Raw genomic sequence first — 18,304 nt, forward strand, 5'->3', positions numbered from 1 at the left:
TGAGGCCGCGCCTCAGGGCTCGTTGATGTCTCTGACGGCGATGACCTCGGCGCCGAAGGTGGCGCTCAGCAACTCCTCGGCATTGTGGGCGGAGTCCAGCACCTCGTCGTCGACGGAGACCTCGGGCTCCGGGCTGGGGTCCGGGGCCGCCTGTGGCTGGGGCTCGGGCGCGGGGGGCTGGGCGACGGGGGCGCCGGACGGGCGCTGCCTGGGCGTGGCGGCAGGCTCGTCCCCGGAGGTCAGCACCGGCTGGATGCGCAGCTCGACCCCGATCACCTGGATCAGGGAATCGGCCAACACGTCCTGGCTGCCGCCCGTGCCGAAGTTGTCCTTCGGGCCGGACTGGGTGAAGCCGAGGTGCAGCACGCCGTCGGCCACGTCGAGCACCTGGGCGTGCTGGCTGAGCAGCATGAACGTGAAGCGGCGGCGGCGCTTGACCTCCTCCAGCACGTTGGGCCAGACGCGGCGCAGCTCGGCGGCCGACAGCTGGCTCGGGCGGGCCGACGCAGCCGCGGGCGCGGGCGCAGGAGCGGCCGGCGGTGGGGTGGGCTGCGGGGCGGGTGCCGCGCCGGCGGGGCGTTGCCTCGGCGGCTCCCCGGCCGGGCGGCGCTGGGCGGGCTCCCGCGGCGCGTCCTGCGCCGGCTGGGCGGAAGCGGCGGACCGTTGGGCGCGCGGCTGCGGGGCCGGGGCGGGGGGTTCGATGCGCTGGGTGGGCTCGCCGACGTCGTCCCAGTCCGCCACCGGCTGCTGGTGCTCGCCTGCGCCCATCATGCCCACGCGGCGCTCCAGGCGGTCCATCCGGGCGTGCAGGCCGCGCTCGTCCGCGTCGGCGCCGGGCAGCAGCACGCGGGCGCACATGAGCTCGAGGTGGAGCCGGGGGGCGGTGGTGCCGCGCATGTCGGTGAGGCCGGTGGCGATCACCTCTGCGGCGCGGGTGAGTTCCCCCGCGCCCATGCCGGCCACCTGGGTCTGGAGGCGCTGCGCCTGGTCCGCGGCCACGTCGAGCAGCCCGTTGGTGGCCGCATCGGGGACGGCCGAGAGGATGACCAGGTCACGGAGGCGGCGCAGCAGGTCCTCGGCGAACCGGCGCGGGTCCTGGCCCACCTCAATCACCTTGTCCACCGTGCGGAACACGCCGGCCGAGTCACCGGCGGCGAAGGCGTCCATGATCTCGTCGAGCAGCGCGTCCGGCGTGTAGCCGAGCAGCGCGGCGGCCTGGGTGTAGCTCACGCCCTCCTCCCCCGCGCCGCCCAGCAGCTGGTCCAGGACCGACAGCGAGTCCCGGACAGACCCACCGCCCGCGCGGACCACCAGGGGGATGGCCGTCTGGTCAACCTGGACGCCCTCCGTGTGGCAGATCTGCGCCAGGTAGTCCGCCAGGAGGCGCGGCGGCACGAGCCTGAAGGGGTAGTGGTGGGTGCGTGACCGGATGGTGCCGATGACCTTCTCGGGTTCGGTGGTGGCGAAGATGAACTTGGTGTGCGGCGGCGGCTCCTCGACGAGCTTGAGCAGCGCGTTGAAGCCCTGCGGCGTCACCATGTGCGCCTCGTCGATGATGTAGATCTTGTAGCGGCTGGCCACCGGGGCGAAGTAGGCGCGCTCGCGCAGGTCTCTCGCGTCGTCGACGCCGCCGTGCGACGCTGCGTCGATCTCGATGACGTCGATGGAGCCGGGGCCGCCGCGGGCCAGATCCTGACAGGAGTCGCACACCCCACACGGCGTGGCGGTGGGGCCCTCCGCGCAGTTGAGGCAGCGGGCGAGGATCCGGGCCGAGGTGGTCTTCCCGCAGCCGCGCGGCCCCGAGAAGAGGTAGGCGTGGTTGACCCGGTTGTTGGCCAGCGCGCGCTGGAGCGGCACCGTGACGTGGTCCTGCCCGATGACGTCCGAGAAGGCATCGGGGCGGTACCGGCGGTACAGCGCCAGCGGCGCGGCCGGGGACTCGACGCGGGGTGCGGTGCTCAGCCTCGACGGCGGCACGTGCAGCGCCGGGGCGTCGTCCTCGAGCGCCACTGGGGTGTCGAACAGGCCGGGGCCGGGCTGCGTGGCGGGCTCAGGGGGATCATCGTCGAAGAGTCCGGGGCCGTCCATGGGCTCGAAGCCGGGCAGGTCGGCCGCACCGGACCCCTCGTCGCCCAGGGGGGCGTACTCGTCCTCGTCGTACTCGTCGTCCACGCGCCCCACCCTATTCCAGAGCCCCGACATGTCCAGCGGCAAAGAAAAGGGCCCCTCGCGCACCCGGAAGAGCTCACTTACCCTTGCTGCCTTCCGACCCTGGGGGAGTTGGGCGAGATACCGCCGCGCGAGGAACCTTGACCAACTCTACCGCATCGTCGGCGGGGATCGTCGCGGCCCGCGTCGGACCGTGGTCCCGCGCGGGAACAGTAGGCTCGCGCCATGGTGAGCAGCTTGGACCCGGTGATCGCGCAGGTGTGGCGGGGCGGGTACGTCGAGTGCCTGCACCACGGCGCGCTGGTGGTCACCGCGCCCGGAGGGGACGTCCGGTTCGCGGCCGGGGACGCGGTCATGCAGATCCTCCCCCGCTCCTCCCTCAAGCCGCTGCAGGCGGTGGCGATGCTGCGTCACGGCCTCGACGTCGACGGCGCGGACCTCGCCCTGGTCGGCGCCTCCCACTCGGGCGAGAGCCTCCACCTCGACGGCGTGCGCCGCATCCTCGAGGGGGCCGGCCTCTCCCCTGCCGACCTGCAGACCACACCCGGCCTGCCGCTCGACGCGGATGCGCAGGCGGCCTGGCTCGCGGCCGGGCACGGCCCCGAACCGCTCGCGCACAACTGCTCCGGCAAGCACGCGGGAATGCTGCGCACCTGCGTCCGATCGGGATGGCCGCAGGACTCCTACCTGGACGCGGCCCATCCGTTGCAGCGGGTCTGCCGCGACACCATCGCCGAGTTCGCCGGCGAGCCCGTGGGCGAGCCGGTGGTCGACGGCTGCGGCGCTCCGGCGTTCGCGATCAGCCTGACGGGCCTGGCGCGCGCGTTCGGGCGCCTGGCGGGGGCCCGGTCTGGGCCGGAGCTCCGCGTGGCCGACGCCTTCCGGGCGCACCCCGAGTACGCGTCGGGCAGCAGGCGCGACGAGGTGGTCCTGCATCGCGAGGTGCCCGGCCTCGTGGCCAAGGTGGGCGCCGAGGGGTGCTTCGCCGTCGGACTGGCGGACGGCACTGGTGTCGCGGTGAAGGCCGGCGACGGGCACCATAGGGCCGCCGTCGCCGCGCTCGTGGCGGCTCTGGCCGCCCTGGGTCACGACACGCCCGGCCTGAGGGGTCTGGACCCCGAGCCGGTCCTGGGGCACGGGCGGCCCGCAGGGCGGGTGATCGCGGACCCGGAGCTCGTCGCGTCCCTGCGCGACGGCCTGGGCTGATCCGTCCCGGTCCCCGGCCGCGTCGGCGCGTCCGATAGTCTGCGCGCGCCCCGCCGTCTCCCCCGAGGTCTGCCGTGAACGCCGTCGTGCTCTCCGTTGTCGTGATGCTCGTGCTCTCCGTGGCACGCGTGCACGTGGTCCTCGCCCTGTTCCTGGGCGCGCTCGTGGGCGGCCTGGCGGCCGGCCTGGGGCTGGAGGCCACGATGGTGGCGTTCCAGGACGGCCTGGCCGGCGGGGCGCGGATCGCGCTCAGTTACGCCCTTCTGGGCGCCTTCGCCATGGCGGTGGCTCACTCAGGCCTGCCGCAGCTGCTCGCCAACTGGCTCATCCGCAGGCTCGACGGCGACGACCTCACCACGTCGCAGAAGGTGACCCGCTGGACGACGGCGGGCCTGCTGGGCGGCACCCTCGTGATGTCGATCATGAGCCAGAACCTGATCCCGGTGCACATCGCGTTCATCCCGCTGCTGATCCCGCCGCTCCTGATCATCATGAACCGCCTGCGTCTCGACCGCAGGGCGGTGGCCAGCGTGCTGACGTTCGGCCTGGTCACCACCTACATGTTCCTGCCCATCGGGTTCGGCAAGATCTTCCTCAGCGACATCCTCTACGGCAACATCATCGCCTCCGGCCTCGACGTGAGCGGCGTCAACGTGATGTCGGCGATGGGGATCCCCGCGCTGGGCATGGTGGTCGGCCTTCTCCTGGCGGTGTTCGTCACCTACCGCCGGCCGAGGGACTACGACCGGGACGCCGTCGTGGACCACGACGCGCCCAAGGAGATCAAGGGTTTCCGCATCGTCGTCGCGCTGGCCGCGATCGTGGTCTCGTTCGGCGTCCAGGCCTGGCTGACGTTCGCCGGTTCGGACGCCGACCCGCTCCTGGTCGGCGCGCTGCTGGGCCTGTGCCTCTTCATCATCACCGGGGCCGTGAAGTGGCGCGACGCCGACGAGGTGTTCACCGGCGGCATGCGCATGATGGCGCTCATCGGGCTCATCATGATCGCGGCGCAGGGCTTCGCCTCCGTGATGCGGGCGACGGACCAGATCGCGCCCCTGGTCGAGGGCTCCGCGGCGCTCTTCGGCGGAAACCGGGGCATGGCGGCGTTCATCATGCTGCTCGTGGGCCTGCTGGTGACCATGGGCATCGGCAGCTCGTTCTCGACGCTTCCGATCATCACCGCGATCTACGTGCCCCTCTGCGTGTCCCTCGGCTTCTCCCCCGTCGCGACGGTGGCCATCATCGGCACCGCGGGCGCGCTCGGCGACGCCGGCTCGCCCGCCTCCGACTCGACACTGGGCCCCACGGCCGGCCTCAACGCCGACGGTCAGCACGACCACATCCGCGACACCGTCATCCCCACCTTCCTGCACTTCAACCTTCCCCTGCTGGCGGCGGGCTGGGTCGCGGCCATGGTGCTCTGACGCGATCCGGTGCAACCAACCCGGGGGTCCGAGGCGTAGGACTGATGAGCCGTCGTTTTCGGCTCACACCGGGGGCGGGTTTAGCATGACTCCCGGTGGTCGACACACAAGGGGGGACCTGATCGATATGCGTACAGTTCTGAAGCGGGCGGCCGTGGCCGCGCTCGGCCTGATGATGATCGCGCCCTTGGCGCAGGCCGAGACCCTGGCGCCGACCGACGGTCCGGTGGTCCAGACCACCGCGGCCGCGACGCCGGCCGAGGAGTCCGTGGACCCGGGCACCGAGTCCGCCACGCCGGATCCGGAGACCACCGTCACCAGCACCACGGCGGCCCCCACCACCGCGGCGCCGGCCCCCTCCACCACGCCCGCCGCGCTCACACCAGCGCAGGCCCTCTACGTCACCCCCGGCTATCACAACGTCAACGGCCGCTGGTGGAAGACCCGCTGCGAGATGTACTCGTCGACGATCGTGCGCTGCTTCACCGACATCTACGCCACGGTGATCGTCCGGATCAACAACAAGTGGTACAAGCAGAACACCTGGACGTTCAACAACCTCACCTACCTGCCCTCCCCCGAGAGCATGTGGGCGGGGAACCGGCTGGCCTCCACCAACTCCTGGTACGCCGAGGACGGCCGCCGCTGGAAGAACGAGTGCAACACCGCTGCCACCGGCACCGGGGCCTGCCGCTCCTACATCTGGGGCGCGCTTCCCACGCTGGTGGGTGGCCAGGTCCAGCAGGTCTACGACTGGCGGTTCAACGGCTTCGTCAACTTCTCCTCGGACGCGCGCCCGGCCGTCACCACCATCCCCGCCGCCGTGCCCACCCCGTCGGGTGTGCCGTCGCCCTCGACGCCGCAGCCCATCGTCGGCAACTCGCTGACCCAGAAGGGCTTCCGCCTCGACTCCCGCTGCATGACCGGCCGCGCGTTCTGCGTGTCGAAGTACCAGCGGAAGATGGCCTGGGTGGTCAACGGCCAGGTGGACGTGGTGGTCGACGTGCGGTTCGGCTCCGAGCTGACGCCGACGCGCAACGGCGCATTCCAGGTGAACTGGAAGTCGCGGGATCACGTGTCCAGCCTTTACCACACGCCCATGCCGTACGCGATGTTCTTCAGCGGCGGCCAGGCCATCCACTACTCGGCGGACTTCGCCCGCAACGGTTACAACGGCGCGTCCCACGGCTGTGTGAACGTCCGCGACAAGGCGGCGATCGCCCGCCTGTTCGACCTCGCCCGCGTCGGTGACAAGGTCATCGTCTACAACTGATCGTCATCGCAGGCCGGGCCCGGTTCGGGCCCGGCCTGCGATTTGAGCGAGCGTCACCCGCTCCGGTAGGGTCTCCTCTTGGAGGATTCGCCTAGAGGCCTATGGCGCTCGCTTGGAAAGCGGGTTGGGTTAACGCCCTCACGAGTTCGAATCTCGTATCCTCCGCCACCTTCGATTCCCGCCCTGCGCAGGGCGGGAATCGCTGTCTCTGGACAGGTTCGGCATCAGTACACGTTTCGTGCCGCGTGAGGCGTCCTCGGACGCGGGCCGAGGCTACCCCGGACACCGCCGAAGCGGTCGCGGGTGCCGCATACCGAACCCTATCGGCGATGGGCAGATGTCCCGATCCCTTGGGTCAGAGACTCGTCAGGTCGTGATGGGCTCGATGTCGCCGGGGCGCCAGGTCTGGTCGAACCAGGCGTCGAGCGGGCCGTACAGCCTCAGGATCGTGAACCAACTCTTGCCGGGGACGGTCTGGATCCAGTTGTTCTCATATCCGCTCTGGGGGGCGGGTCCGAAGTAGAGATCGACCGACCCGTCGTCGTTGGAGCGGAGGTCGTCGCGTTCGCTGTTGCGGCTGGGGAATGGCTGGCCGGTCTGTAACTCCGATCGGGTCTGCGGGTCGTACACGACGACCGACCAGAAGTCCTTGGCCGGAACCTCAGCGGGGATGCGCAGCCGGTACTGCCGCGCGCCGTCCAGGGCGTCTCCGTTGACGTCGACCATCGCCCCGGCGTACTGCGATCCCACTCCGACCATCTTCGCCGCCATCGCCGGGGTGTTCACCGTCGCCAGGTAGAAGAAGAGCGTCCGGGCATCGAGGTGGCGCCCCCCGTTGCCGGCGTCTCGTAGCCAGCGGTAGTCACCTCCGACGAACGCGGTGACCCAGCGCCGGTCGTGGTAGAGGAGGGCCTCGGGGTCCCGGTTGCGGAACATGATTGCCCGGGCGGTCGCGTTGGCCACCGCCGCGGCGTCGCCGAGGATGGCCCGCATCCGGTCGTCCGGGGCGAACGGCCGGCCCTTCTCGATGCCGATCGAAGCGAGAAGGCCGCGGGTCTCCGGATCGATCAGAGCGATCGGCTCGCGCTGGATCACCGCGTCGACCTCCTCGTAGAAGGTGAAGTCGTTGGCGTGGATCGTGTTGAACGCCCGACCGCTGATCGACGTGAACTCCATCTCAGGCGGGTCGTCCATCGCCGCCAGCGGGAAGATCCGCAGGCCCTCACGGAACATGGCGGCCGAGGCGTCCGGGCGGCCACCGACGAGGAAGCCCCGCAGAATCAGCCAGTTCACCGAACTCGGCGTCCGCGCCTGGAACATCCCCTCCGGGACCTCGCAGTCGTCGTCCTCCCGGACGATCAGATAACGCCCGCCGGCGCCGCGATCCGGTCCGGGCGCACCCATGTCCACAACGAACCGGAACCACGCGTCGTTGACCGTCCCAGGTCCACACCCCGGGGGCACCTCGACCACGGTCGGACCGTCGCGTTCCAGGTCGATCATGGCCGACGCGTACACCGTGTCTGTATTTCCGGTCAGGAAAAGTGGATCGGAGCCCAGCAGCCCGTCGGCTATGGCGACCTTGTGGCACCCGTCCAGGCCCACTGACTGCATCCCGATGTTCATCGCCTCCAGCGACGCCGCCGGGATGCAGTTGAGGAACACCTCGACGCCACGGACGAAGTCGATGTGATCCCACAACGCGCGCGCCGTCTGCTGCGTCGGCACGCCATCGGCGAACTCCAGGCGGCCGACTCGCGTCTCGACTACGTCCGGCGTCAGGAGCGGCCGCGGGATCGGAGTGTTGTATCCAACCGGGACACCCATACGGTCATTCATCAGAGACCTCCGTCGACGCCGATGGACAACACTCTCCTACCTGCCGCCGCGCCCGGCCTCACCCTCAGGGGGTGATGTCTCCAGTCAGGCGGTTGTCAGGCCGGCTTGCCCCAGACGTGGGCGCCGCCCCAGTCGACCACCACGGCGGGTTCGTCGCCCACGACCCAACCGTCGTGCCCTGGTGGCAGCAGGTTCACGTCGCCGGCGCCCACCTCGAACTCGCCGCCGGCCACCAGGGGCGAGAGGGCCCTCCATGCCCAAGGAGAGGGGTCCTGGCACCCCTGACGGTCCTCCCGGGCCCTGTCCGGCGGATCTGGGGTCGTAGTCGCCGCCAGATCCGCCTCACACTCCGCACCGGCGCCCGGCCCGCGTCAAGACGGCGTCAGAATCTCCCCCGAGCGCGTCAGGGCGGTGACAATCCGGTCGGCCCGGGGCGCGCGCCGGGCCCATGCTGGGCTCGTGACCGCCCTCACAGACTTCTCCAAGCGGCTACTCGTGGGCCGCCCCATGCGCTCGGACCAACTCGGCGAGACCGAGCTTCCCAAGCGCCTGGCGCTGCCCGTGTTCTGCAGCGACCCCATCTCCTCCAACGCGTACGCCACACAGGAGATCCTCCTCGTGCTCGCCCTCGGCGGTGTCGCTGCGGTCACCCTGACACCGTTCGTCGCCCTCGTCGTGGTGGGCCTGCTCGCCATCGTCACCCTGTCCTACCGGCAGACCATCTACGCCTATCCGGATGGCGGTGGCGCCTACGCGGTGACCAAGGAGAACATCGGGACCCGCTCCTCGCTGGTGGCGGCCAGCGCGCTTCTGACGGACTACGTCCTGACGGTGGCGGTCTCGATAGCCGCCGGCGTCGACAACTTCACGTCAGCGTTCCCAGAGCTGCGGCCCCACACGGTTCCGCTGTGCGTCGGCCTGATCGTCGTGGTCACCGTGATGAACCTGCGCGGGGTCAAGGAATCCGGAACGGTCTTCGCGATACCCACCTACGGCTTCCTGATCTCGGTGTTCGTGATGCTCGGGGTGGGACTCTGGCAGGCGCTGAACGGGCAGCCTCCGGTCGCCGAGTCGGCGGGATTCGGCTACCACACCACCCAGCTGACAGGGCTCGCACTCATCGCGCTCCTCTTCCGTTCCTTCGCATCGGGCTGCACAGCCCTGACGGGTGTCGAGGCCGTCAGCAACGGCGTGCCCGCATTCCACAAGCCCAAGTCGCGCAACGCCGCCCGGACGCTCCTGGCCATGGCCGGACTCGCCATCACCATGATGGTGGGCATCTCGATCCTCAGCGTCACGGCCGGCATCCACATCGCCGAGCACGCCGACGACTTGACGGGCACCCCGGATGGGTACGTGCAGCGGACGGTTCTGGCCCAGTTGTCGGCCGCCGTCTTCGGCAACAACAGCATCGGCTTCTTCGCCGTCCAGATGTCCACCACCCTGATCCTCATCCTGGCGGCCAACACCGCGTTCAACGGCTTCCCCATCCTCGCCTCACAACTGGCGCAGGACCGTTTCCTGCCGAAGCAGATGCGACGGCGGGGAGACAGGCTCGTGTTCTCCAACGGGATCATCCTGCTGTCCACCGTGGCGGGCGCGCTGGTCTTCGCGTTCGACGGCTCGGTCTCGCGGCTCATTCAGCTGTACATCCTCGGCGTGTTCGTCTCCTTCACCCTCAGCCAGGCCGGGATGGTCGTCCACTGGTGGCGTGAGGCCGGCAAGGCAGGTTGGCGCCCCCGGTTGATGGGGTCGGCGGCCATCAACCTCGTCGGCGCGTCCATCACCGCGCTGGTCCTGGTCATCGTGTTGGTGACCAAGTTCACCCACGGGGCGTGGATGGTGGTGGTAGCCATGCCCCTCCTGGTCCTGATGATGACCTACATCAGGCGCCACTACGACCGCGTGTCGCGGCTCCTGCGGCCGGGCGCCACGGGCACGATCCTCCCGAGCCGGATCCACGCCATCGTCCTCGTCAGCCAGCTCAACGAGCCGACGCTCAGGGCGCTGGCGCTGGCACGGGCGGTCCGCCCGAGCACGCTCAGAGCCCTCCGCGTGGACACGGACCACGCCCGCACCGAGAAGCTCCTGCGCGACTGGGAGGCCCGCGACATCGGGGTTAATCTCGTGATGATCGCCTCCCCCTTCCGGGAGTTGATCCGGCCCATCGTCGACTACCTGATGAGCCTGCGCGTCGGCTCCCGCGACGTCGTCGAGGTCTTCGTCCCGGAATACGTGGTCGGGCGCTGGTGGGAGCAGCTTCTGCACAACCAGAGCGCGCTCCGGCTCAAGTCCCGCCTGCTGTTCATGCCGGGGGTGATCGTGACCAGCGTTCCGTTCCACCTCCCCTCGGCCGAGCCGCTCTCGCTTCCCCGGGTCGGGAGCGCCTCAGACCAGCCCGACCTCGTGGCACGCTGAGACCGTGACCACCTCGCGCGAGTCCGACTCCGGCGGCCGTCTCGGCCTGGCCACAGGCATGTCTAGACGGCGGCAGGGGTTGGGGATCGCGCTGGCGCTGGCAGGCGTTCCAGTCCTGACCGCGCTGCTGCTGCCACTGCGCGACCGCCTCGAGCTCGACACCGCGCTGCTGCTCTATCTCCTCGCCGTGGTCCTCACGTCCGCGGTGGGCGGATGGCCGGCTGCCCTCATCGGCGTTGTCGGCAGCTTCATGTGCGCCAACTTCTTCTTCACGCCGCCCTTCGGCAGCCTCGCGGTGGCCAGCCGCAACGAGTTGACCGATCTGCTCATCTTCCTCACCGTCGCCGTGCTGGTGGCGTTCACCACCGAGGCAGGCGCCCGGTCACGTGCGAACGCTGAGCGCGCCCGCCTCGAGGCGGGATGGCTGGCCCAACTGAGCAGCCGTGAGTCGGGGCCGGGGTCGCTCCGGGCGGCGCTGGTCGACGCTCGGGAGGTCTTCGGGATGAGCGCGGTCGCCCTCCTCGACGGGGAGACCGAGGTGAGCAGGGTAGGGGTGCCGCAGCCCGGCGATGTCGAGGTGCCGGTGGATGCTGGGCCGGACCTGCGGTTGACTCTGTGGGGTGCGCCGCGCATCGGGGAGGACCGGCGCCTCATGGGCATGATCGCCGCGACTGCCGGAAGCCTGTGGCGGGCCGAACAGCAGGCGGCGACTGCCCACCGGGCCGAGGAGCTGGCGAGGATCGACGGGGTGCGGGTGGCGCTCCTTGCCGCGGTCGGTCACGACCTGCGCAGCCCCTTGGCCGGAATCAAGGCCGCGGTCTCGACGCTCCGGCAGACCGACATCGAGATGCCCCCCGAGGATGCGGGCCGGCTACTGGCGGGCATCGAGGACAACACCGACCGCCTCACCGACCTGGTGTCGAACCTGCTCGACATGAGCCGGATCCAGGCCGGGGCGCTGTCCGTCCACCTGAGTCCGACCGCGGTCGAGGAGACGCTGGAGGGGGCCCTGCGCGCTGCCGGCGGAGCCGTGGAGCTGGACATGGGGTCGCGTCTGCCGTTGGTGCGAGCGGACCCCGGTCTCCTCGAGCAGGTCCTGGCCAACCTCGTCGACAACGCCCGACGCTTCCTCCCGCCCCAGGGGAGGGTCCGCATCGCCGGGCGGGAGCAGGACGGGCGCGTCCGGATCGACGTCGTCGACCACGGCCCGGGCGTGCCGGTAGAGAGGTTCGAGGCGATCTTCGACCCGTTCCAGCGCTTTGACGATCGCGCTCACCAGGGCACGGGGCTGGGCCTGGCCATCGCGCGCGGGTTCACCGAGGCGATGGGGGGACGGTTGGCCCCGTCGCAGACGCCCGGCGGTGGTCTGACCATGACAGTCTGGCTGGAGGTGGCCGATGGTTCGCATCCTGGTCGTTGAGGACGAGCCGGCGCTCAGGCAGGCGTTGGCCATCAACCTGCGCGCCCGGCACTACGAGGTGGAGGCGGTCGGCGACGGCGCCTCCGCGTTGCGAGCGGCGTCCGCCCGCCCGCCTCAGCTCGTCATCCTGGATCTCGGACTGCCCGACATCGACGGGGTCGACGTGATCGCCGGCCTGCGGGGATGGACGACGATGCCCATCATCGTGTTGTCCGCGCGCGGCCACCAGTTTGCCAAGGTGGACGCGCTCGATGCCGGGGCCGACGACTACGTGACGAAGCCCTTCGGCATGGACGAACTCATGGCGCGGATCCGAGCGGCCCTCCGCCGGGCCGACACCGCGGAGTCGGCGGGCGACCCGGTGGTGCGCACTGACTCCTTCGCGCTCGACCTCGCCGCCAAGAAGGCGACGCGCGACGGCCAGGAAGTTCGCCTGACACCCACCGAGTGGCACCTGGTAGAGGCCGTCGCTCGCCGCCCCGGCGTCCTGGTTCCCGCGCTGACCCTCCTCGCCGAGGTCTGGGGGCCCCAGTACGAGAAGGAGACCAACTACCTGCGCGTCTACTTCGCCCAGATCAGGCGGAAGCTCGAGGAGGATCCCGGCAACCCCCGCCACTTCATCACAGAGCCGGGGCTCGGCTACAGGTTCGAGCCCTGAGCGACGCCTCCAGTCAGGTGGTCGTCAGGCCGGCTTACCCCAGACGTGGGCGCCACCCCAGTCGACCACCACGGCGGGTTCGTCGCCCACGACCCAACCGTCGTGCCCTGGTGGCAGCAGGTTCACGTCGCCGGCGCCCACCTCGAACTCGGCGCCGTCGGCCATCCGCGCGCGCAGCCGGCCGGAGATCACGTACTGGAAGTGGGGCGCCTCGCACAGCTCCGTTCCAGCCACCGGCTTGACGTGCTCGGACCATCTCCAGCCGGGCTGAAGGGTGAGCAGCGCTACCTGGCCGCCCCCGATCGAGACGATGTCCGCCCGTCCCAGGGGGAACTCCCGGACCTCGTCAGGACTGCTGAAATTCTTCAACTCCGCACCGGCCATCGCAGGCTCCTTCTGGTTGACGACGACCTCAATGTACGACTGCGCCGCCCACTGTCAAGGGCACGTTGACCTCCTGCGGCGGCAGCCGCGGAAAGTGCATCCCAAGCGTTGTCAGACGCTGATTGGAAGCCCAGGCCGGTGGGGCGGATTGTCTCGCCGCAGTCCACTCCCAGCCACGACGGCGGCGCTCAGCGGGACACTCCCGCGGGACGACGGGCGGAGGCGACGTAGGCCAGGCCGGGAATGGTGAGCCCGTCGACGTGACGGTACCGCGACACCCCCTCGCGGACCGTCTCCTTGACCGCAGCCAGGCGATCGGGTGGCAGTGCGTCCAGGCGCGACTTCAGGGGCCCGGCCAGCGCCGTGCGGAGCTGCCAGTAGTCCTCGAAGGAGTCGTCGTGGGTCGGCGACTCGACCGCGTCCACCCCGATCTCCTCGAAGCCGGCGCCGGCCAGCAGCCCTGCCAGCGCGCCCTCCCTGCCCAGGGAGAAGGGTCCGGGCACCCCAGGCGGAGGAACCGGGGTTCCGGTGTGCTCCTGGACGGCATCCGCCAGCACCCCGAGCCAGGGGTTGCGGTCCCGCGACCCCCACACCGCGATGGCCACACGCCCCGTGGGCCGGAGGACGCGGGCGATCTCGCTGACCGCCCGGGCCGGGTCCAGCGCGAACATCAATCCCTCTCGGCACACCACGACGTCGAACGAGGCGTCCGGCAGGGCCAACTGCTCCAGATCGATGACCCGCGCACGGACCGGGACGGGCGCATCGCCGCCGCGCGGGAGGGCACCGGCCCGGGCGGCGGCGATCTCGACCATCGCGGGCGCCACGTCGGAGAGGACGACGCTGCCTCCGGGCGCGACCAGCTCTGCGATGGCGAGCCCGAGGCCTCCCGCCCCACAGGCGAGTTCGAGCACATCGTCGCCGGGCGCCGGAGCGACGGCCTCGACCATGATGCGGCTCACCACCGCCGCCCGTTGCTCCACCTGGTCCGAGTGGCGGTCCCACGAGGCCGCGACCGTCCCCCACATGTGGTGGATCCGAGCCCGGACCTGCTGGCCCGACTGTTCCCGGGCAGACTCTGATGACATGTCACACCTGCTTCCCGATAATTCGTTACACTCCATGAGTAACGAATACTGAAAGCGTGCGCTCCTTGCCCGACGAAGTCAAGACCCCCCGCCCCTACGACTCGTCCGGACGTTCGCGGGCGGCCGCGGACCGCCGGATCGCGGTGGCTGTCGCCGCTCGCGCCCTGTTCATCGAGCAGGGCTACGTCGCCACCACCATGGACGCGGTCGCGGCCCGGGCGGGCATCTCGCTGAAGACGGTCTACAACGCCTTCGCCAACAAGTCCGGGCTCCTGCGAGCCGTCTGGGACCTCTCCCTGAAGGGCGATCTCGACGACAGCCCTGTGGCCCAGCGCGGCTGGTACCAGGCGGTTCTGTCAGAGCCTGATCCGCGACGCCAACTCGAGATGACCGCCGAGAGCTCGCGGGTGATCAAGACCCGCATCGGGCCCCTGCTCAAGGTGATCCGCGACTCGGCCCCGGTCGACGAGGACCTGGCCGCGCTCTGGGAACTGATCCAGACCGACTACTGGGCCAATCAGCGGGTCATCGTCGAGAGCATCGAGGCCCACGGCGGATTGCGCCCCGGCCTAGACGTCCGGCGCGCCACCGACGTGCTGTGGACGCTCAACCACCCGGACGTCTGGCTCCTCCTCGTGGACCGGTGCCTCTGGTCCCCCGAGCAGTGGGAGGCGTGGTTCGTCCAGGCCTGTCGGGACCAGCTCCTCCCCCCGACCTGAACCAGGGCCTCCACCACCGGCAACTGTGCCACCCTTAGCTGTCGATCACCGGCGCGAGGCCGGCGGAGGCGCCTCGGAGCGGAGCGGACATGACAATTCAAGGGTTGACGGGCCGACGGGTGTCAGCCGCGGCCGTCCTCATCGTCTTGGCGCTGACTGCCGGATGCGGATCAGGCTCGCTACCCGAAGTCACCTCCCTGCCGTCGATCTCCCTACCGGCCAGGCCGACGGCGCTTCCTTCGCTCTCCCGCCCGACGGCGACTGCCACCGCAACGGAAACGACCACCGCAACGGCGACGGCCACCGAAACGGCGACGGCCACCGCAACGGCAACGGCAACGGCAACCGTGACGGTCTCGCCGTCGAGCGACCCGCCCACGGAGACCACCCCTGCCGCCTCACCCGTCCCTGACGCGTCCCCCGAGCCCGCCCCGAGCGAGACCGACGACGGCGGGATGTGGTGGCTGCTCGTCCTGCTCGCCGTCGGCGGCGGCCTGGCGGTGGCCGCCATGATGTGGTCGCGCAGCAGGGCCGCGGCGAAGGTGATCGACAGGCGCTTCGAGCTGGTCTGCAGCGAGCTCACCTGGACGGACACCGAGCTGCTCCCGCGGGTGTTGGCCGCCCCCACGGCGGCGGAGGCGGCCGAGCTGTGGCAGGCCGGGCGCCCGGGGCTGCTGGTGGTCGAGGAGGAGCTGCGCCAGCTCGCCGTCGTCAAGGCCAGCGGTCAACGCCAGGCCGCCGCGACCGAGTGGCGGTCGGCACTAGCCACGCTGGTCACCGCCGTCGACGCGGAGACCAGCCTCCCGCCGACCGCAGGATCAGACCGCCTCCGCTCCGCCCGTGCGCAGGTGGAGGAGGCGCGGCGGGGCCTGATGACGCTGGTCGCCGACTCGGAGCCGACGGCCTGAGCGACGCCGCGTCGGGAGATCGGGGACGCCGCCGGGGCGCGGAGCCGCGCGAGCGGCGGGGAGAGCGGCGGCGGAGTGCACATCCGGCCACAAGGGTGGGTAGGTTCTGCGCCATGAACGCGCCTGATCAGAGCGTCGCGTGCGAGGACCGCGACTTCGTGGAATGGCACGGCGGCTGTCGTCATGCGCTGGTGTGGGCCGTCGAGGCCGACGTCGACGAGGTGCGCGCGGCCGTGTCCTCCGCCCGGGGGCACTGGGGCGACGTGCTGCTCCCCCGGCATGAGCGCCAGCCCCACATCACGCTGGCCTACGCCGGCCCGGTCGCGCTGCCGGGAACCCGCCCGGTCGACGAGCCCTATTCCCGTGCCAAGCTTGCCGACGACCTCGCCCGGCTGCGCGGCCTCGCGCAACGCCCGTTCGAGGTCGCCGTCGGCGGCTGGGGAACCTTCCCGATGGTGCCCTACCTGCGCGCCTCAGCCCCCGCGCTGGCCGCGGCCAACAGCGCGCTCATGGCCGGCTCACCGTACGCGGGCGGATACGTGCCGCACGTCACCGTCGGGCACTATTCGGTGTCGCGGCCACTGGCCGAGATGGCCGCCCGCGCAGCCGCTTGGGGGCCCTGGGATGTGATTCTCGAGGTGGGCGAGTGGGCGTTGATGGCCTACGAGACGCACGACATCGCCGGCCCACTCACCACCGTGGGACGGCTCTCGCTCGCCGCCGGCAGGTGGTCGGTTGAGGCCCGGATCCCCGGTCTGGACCTCTGACGACGGAGACTCCCGTACCTCGTTGACACTGCCCTGAGACCGGCGCAGAATCGAATCAGAGCCTCCTGCACAGACGCGGAGGTGAGCGGGGTGACACCCGGTCACCCCGGTGAGGAGAGGAGTTCGTCATGGCACTGGTACGCCGTGAGTGGCCAGACTTCCAGGAGATGGTCCAGCGGTGGTTCGAAAGTGACGTGGACAAGTCGTGGCTGCGGGTCGAGGAGTTCCAGGAGGACAAGACCCTTGTCGTCCGGGCGGAGCTGCCCGACATCGACCCGGACAAGGATGTGGACATCGCCGTCGCCGACGGTGAACTGCGCATCAAGGCGCACCGGCAGGCCAAGTCCGAGCACAAGGACAAGGACAGCTACCGCTCGGAGTTCCAGTACGGATCCTTCTACCGGTCGGTGAAGCTGCCGCCGGGCGCGAGCCCCGACGACGTCACCGCCACCTACAAGGACGGTGTACTGGAGGTCCGGGTTCCGGTGGCCGAGGTGGCCGCGCCGGAGCCGTCGAAGATCCCGATCACCCGCGGGTGAACGGCCGCGCCGTCGGGCGCCCCTGACGGGTCGTGTGACCGCCGCGACGCCGCTGCGGTCACACGATCCTCATATACTCAGAGCCCGCCCTCAGGTCCGGGCCGCTCTGCCAGGGCAAGCAGGATGAGCACCCCCAGCGACACCCCTGTGACCACGAGCACGTCGCCGACCGAGATGGGCCGCACCGCCAGCAGCGCGACGACGGCCAGCGCCGCGACGCCCACCCGGAGCCATGTCCGTCGACGGTGCAGCCACACCCCGAACCCACCCGTCGAGAGCCCGTGCCGGTCGGCCCAGGCGTGCGCCCCGCGCTGAACGTTCGTGCCGACGGCGCGGAGCCTCCCGGCGCCGGAGAACGGGCCGGTCAGCCAGAGGGTGAGCCCCACCACCGTCGCGAGCGTCAGCAGCGCCGCCGCGATGTCGGACAACCCCTGCACCAGCGTGTCGTAGGACAGCCCCAGCACGTCCTGCGGCATCCGGCTCGGCGGGACCGCGAGCGCTGCGACGGTGCGCCCCATCGACAGCGCGATCATGAGGACGAGGGCGCCGACGCCCAGCCCGGCGGCCGCCCACACCGCGGCGCGACGGTGGCTCACGGCCGCAAGGATGCCGCCGGCCATCAGCAGGACGACAGTCACCGGCAGCCAGGAGCCGAGGATGACGGTGGCACGGTATGCCACAACGGCCTCCCCGAGCCATTCGGGCTGGACGAGGACGATCGTCCTGTCGACCTCGGGAATCCGGGCGGCCAGCGCGAACCCCTGCCGCGTCAGGGCGGAGCGAACCTCCTCCACGATCGGTCCGACGCGCAGCCCCAGTCCATCCTCCGAGATGCTGACGGTCGCCGACTGGTCGCCCTGCAGGCCGGCGATCAGCTGCCCGTGCGAGAGCCGTAGGGTCCGCTCCCACACGACGGCGAACTCCTCCGAGCGGATCACCCGCTCAGCGGCCTGCCGGATGCTCGACCGCACGCCCGCGACGGCCGGCTCACGCAAGGCCTCCAGGGCCGCGATCGCGACCGGCCTCGTCACCAGGTCGGAGAGACCGTCGACCACCTCACCCACGAGGCCGTCGATGTCGACCCGTTCCTCGATCGCGACCATCGCCTGGTCGGTGATGTAGTCCTGCACCCGCGGATCCTCCGCGAGCGGCGCCAGGGTGGCGACGAACGCGTCGGTGTCGGTCAGCGCGACCTGCGCCCATGCACCGACAGCCGCGACGGGGGTCAGCAGCGTGCCAAGCAGGATCAGCAGCGTCGCCAGGATCGTGCGCGGCCAGTGTCGGCGCGAGCGGTGCTTGCGCTGCGCCGTCGACTCCGACTCCACCGCCCCCGGCCCGGTGGGGTGCGCCTGCGGGTCCGGACCTGGTTCACGCTCTGCCGCCATCGGATCCTCCTCTAGGGTGATGCCTGATTCTCGCCTGCGACGAAGGAGTGTGCTTCCCCCCACCGGGGTGGTTGCCCCGTGGATCCGGGCACTGGGCGAGCCTGTGG

16 protein-coding genes, 1 tRNA gene and 1 other RNA gene are annotated in these 18,304 nt (G+C 70.7%); 11 read left to right on the top strand and 7 right to left on the bottom strand.

Translation table 11 applies throughout. The features are described from left to right. Positions 1-12: 12 nt before the first annotated feature. Positions 13-2,202, bottom strand: coding sequence for a DNA polymerase III subunit gamma and tau (locus ACX1D3_RS16235; protein WP_458994837.1), 2,190 nt, complete (start codon positions 2,200-2,202; stop codon positions 13-15). A 13-nt stretch (positions 2,203-2,215) separates the two neighbouring features. After that, an RNA gene (gene ffs / locus ACX1D3_RS16240) (signal recognition particle sRNA small type) lies at positions 2,216-2,312 on the bottom strand. A gap of 82 nt (positions 2,313-2,394) precedes the next feature. Between ffs and ACX1D3_RS16245 the strand changes: the two genes are divergently transcribed. From ACX1D3_RS16245 to ACX1D3_RS16260, 4 genes are all read left to right on the top strand, one after another. Next, on the top strand, positions 2,395-3,375 hold the full coding sequence (locus ACX1D3_RS16245) for an asparaginase (protein WP_458994838.1): 981 nt from the start codon (positions 2,395-2,397) through the stop codon (positions 3,373-3,375). A gap of 74 nt (positions 3,376-3,449) precedes the next feature. Further along, positions 3,450-4,799, top strand: a complete 1,350-nt coding sequence (locus ACX1D3_RS16250; RefSeq protein ID WP_458994839.1) for a Na+/H+ antiporter family protein — start codon at positions 3,450-3,452, stop codon at positions 4,797-4,799. 127 nt (positions 4,800-4,926) lie between these two features. Further along, positions 4,927-6,072: a L,D-transpeptidase gene (locus tag ACX1D3_RS16255; RefSeq protein ID WP_458994840.1), complete on the top strand. Its 1,146-nt coding sequence runs from the start codon at positions 4,927-4,929 to the stop codon at positions 6,070-6,072. 80 nt (positions 6,073-6,152) lie between these two features. Then, a tRNA-Ser gene (locus ACX1D3_RS16260) sits at positions 6,153-6,240 on the top strand. Positions 6,241-6,438: 198 nt separating this feature from the next. On the opposite strand, the gene ACX1D3_RS16265 is transcribed toward ACX1D3_RS16260, so the two are convergent. Together ACX1D3_RS16265 and ACX1D3_RS16270 are read right to left on the bottom strand one after the other, a co-directional pair. Continuing rightward, positions 6,439-7,911 carry a DUF1254 domain-containing protein gene (locus tag ACX1D3_RS16265; protein WP_458994841.1) on the bottom strand — a complete coding sequence of 491 codons (1,473 nt, stop codon included), beginning with the start codon at positions 7,909-7,911 and terminating at the stop codon, positions 6,439-6,441. A gap of 95 nt (positions 7,912-8,006) precedes the next feature. After that, positions 8,007-8,144 carry a cupin domain-containing protein gene (locus tag ACX1D3_RS16270; RefSeq protein WP_458994842.1) on the bottom strand — a complete coding sequence of 46 codons (138 nt, stop codon included), beginning with the start codon at positions 8,142-8,144 and terminating at the stop codon, positions 8,007-8,009. A gap of 226 nt (positions 8,145-8,370) precedes the next feature. Here ACX1D3_RS16270 and ACX1D3_RS16275 point away from each other — a divergent pair, with 226 nt between their 5' ends. Genes ACX1D3_RS16275 through ACX1D3_RS16285 form a run of 3 tightly spaced genes read left to right on the top strand, consistent with a single transcriptional unit; the run spans position 8,371 to position 12,407 of the window. After that, positions 8,371-10,329 (top strand): APC family permease, encoded by a 1,959-nt coding sequence (locus tag ACX1D3_RS16275; protein ID WP_458994843.1) that lies wholly within the window; start codon positions 8,371-8,373, stop codon positions 10,327-10,329. A 4-nt stretch (positions 10,330-10,333) separates the two neighbouring features. Then, positions 10,334-11,749, top strand: a complete 1,416-nt coding sequence (locus ACX1D3_RS16280; RefSeq protein WP_458994844.1) for a sensor histidine kinase — start codon at positions 10,334-10,336, stop codon at positions 11,747-11,749. Beyond that, positions 11,727-12,407 carry a response regulator gene (locus ACX1D3_RS16285; protein WP_458994845.1) on the top strand — a complete coding sequence of 227 codons (681 nt, stop codon included), beginning with the start codon at positions 11,727-11,729 and terminating at the stop codon, positions 12,405-12,407. Before ACX1D3_RS16280 ends, ACX1D3_RS16285 begins: the two co-directional genes overlap by 23 nt. A 24-nt stretch (positions 12,408-12,431) precedes the next feature. On the opposite strand, the gene ACX1D3_RS16290 is transcribed toward ACX1D3_RS16285, so the two are convergent. Continuing rightward, on the bottom strand, positions 12,432-12,791 hold the full coding sequence (locus tag ACX1D3_RS16290) for a cupin domain-containing protein (protein WP_458994846.1): 360 nt from the start codon (positions 12,789-12,791) through the stop codon (positions 12,432-12,434). A 188-nt stretch (positions 12,792-12,979) separates the two neighbouring features. Further along, complete coding sequence (locus tag ACX1D3_RS16295; protein WP_458994847.1) at positions 12,980-13,879, bottom strand: class I SAM-dependent methyltransferase; 900 nt, start codon at positions 13,877-13,879, stop codon at positions 12,980-12,982. Between the two features lie 56 nt (positions 13,880-13,935). Here ACX1D3_RS16295 and ACX1D3_RS16300 point away from each other — a divergent pair, with 56 nt between their 5' ends. The 4 genes from ACX1D3_RS16300 (at position 13,936) to ACX1D3_RS16315 (ending at position 16,812) form a co-directional block, all read left to right on the top strand. Further along, positions 13,936-14,598, top strand: coding sequence for a TetR/AcrR family transcriptional regulator (locus ACX1D3_RS16300; RefSeq protein WP_458994848.1), 663 nt, complete (start codon positions 13,936-13,938; stop codon positions 14,596-14,598). Between the two features lie 347 nt (positions 14,599-14,945). Then, positions 14,946-15,506, top strand: a complete 561-nt coding sequence (locus ACX1D3_RS16305; RefSeq protein ID WP_458994849.1) for a hypothetical protein — start codon at positions 14,946-14,948, stop codon at positions 15,504-15,506. Positions 15,507-15,619: 113 nt separating this feature from the next. Further along, complete coding sequence (locus tag ACX1D3_RS16310; protein WP_458994850.1) at positions 15,620-16,273, top strand: 2'-5' RNA ligase family protein; 654 nt, start codon at positions 15,620-15,622, stop codon at positions 16,271-16,273. A gap of 128 nt (positions 16,274-16,401) precedes the next feature. Further along, the gene (locus tag ACX1D3_RS16315; RefSeq protein ID WP_458994851.1) at positions 16,402-16,812 is read left to right on the top strand and encodes an Hsp20/alpha crystallin family protein; all 411 of its coding nucleotides are present in this window, start codon (positions 16,402-16,404) and stop codon (positions 16,810-16,812) included. 77 nt (positions 16,813-16,889) lie between these two features. Here the strand turns inward: ACX1D3_RS16315 and ACX1D3_RS16320 are convergent, their stop codons facing one another. Beyond that, positions 16,890-18,197, bottom strand: a complete 1,308-nt coding sequence (locus ACX1D3_RS16320; RefSeq protein WP_458994852.1) for a hypothetical protein — start codon at positions 18,195-18,197, stop codon at positions 16,890-16,892. Positions 18,198-18,304 lie beyond the last annotated feature (107 nt).

It is taken from the genome of Tessaracoccus yangjingae (genome assembly GCF_054483935.1).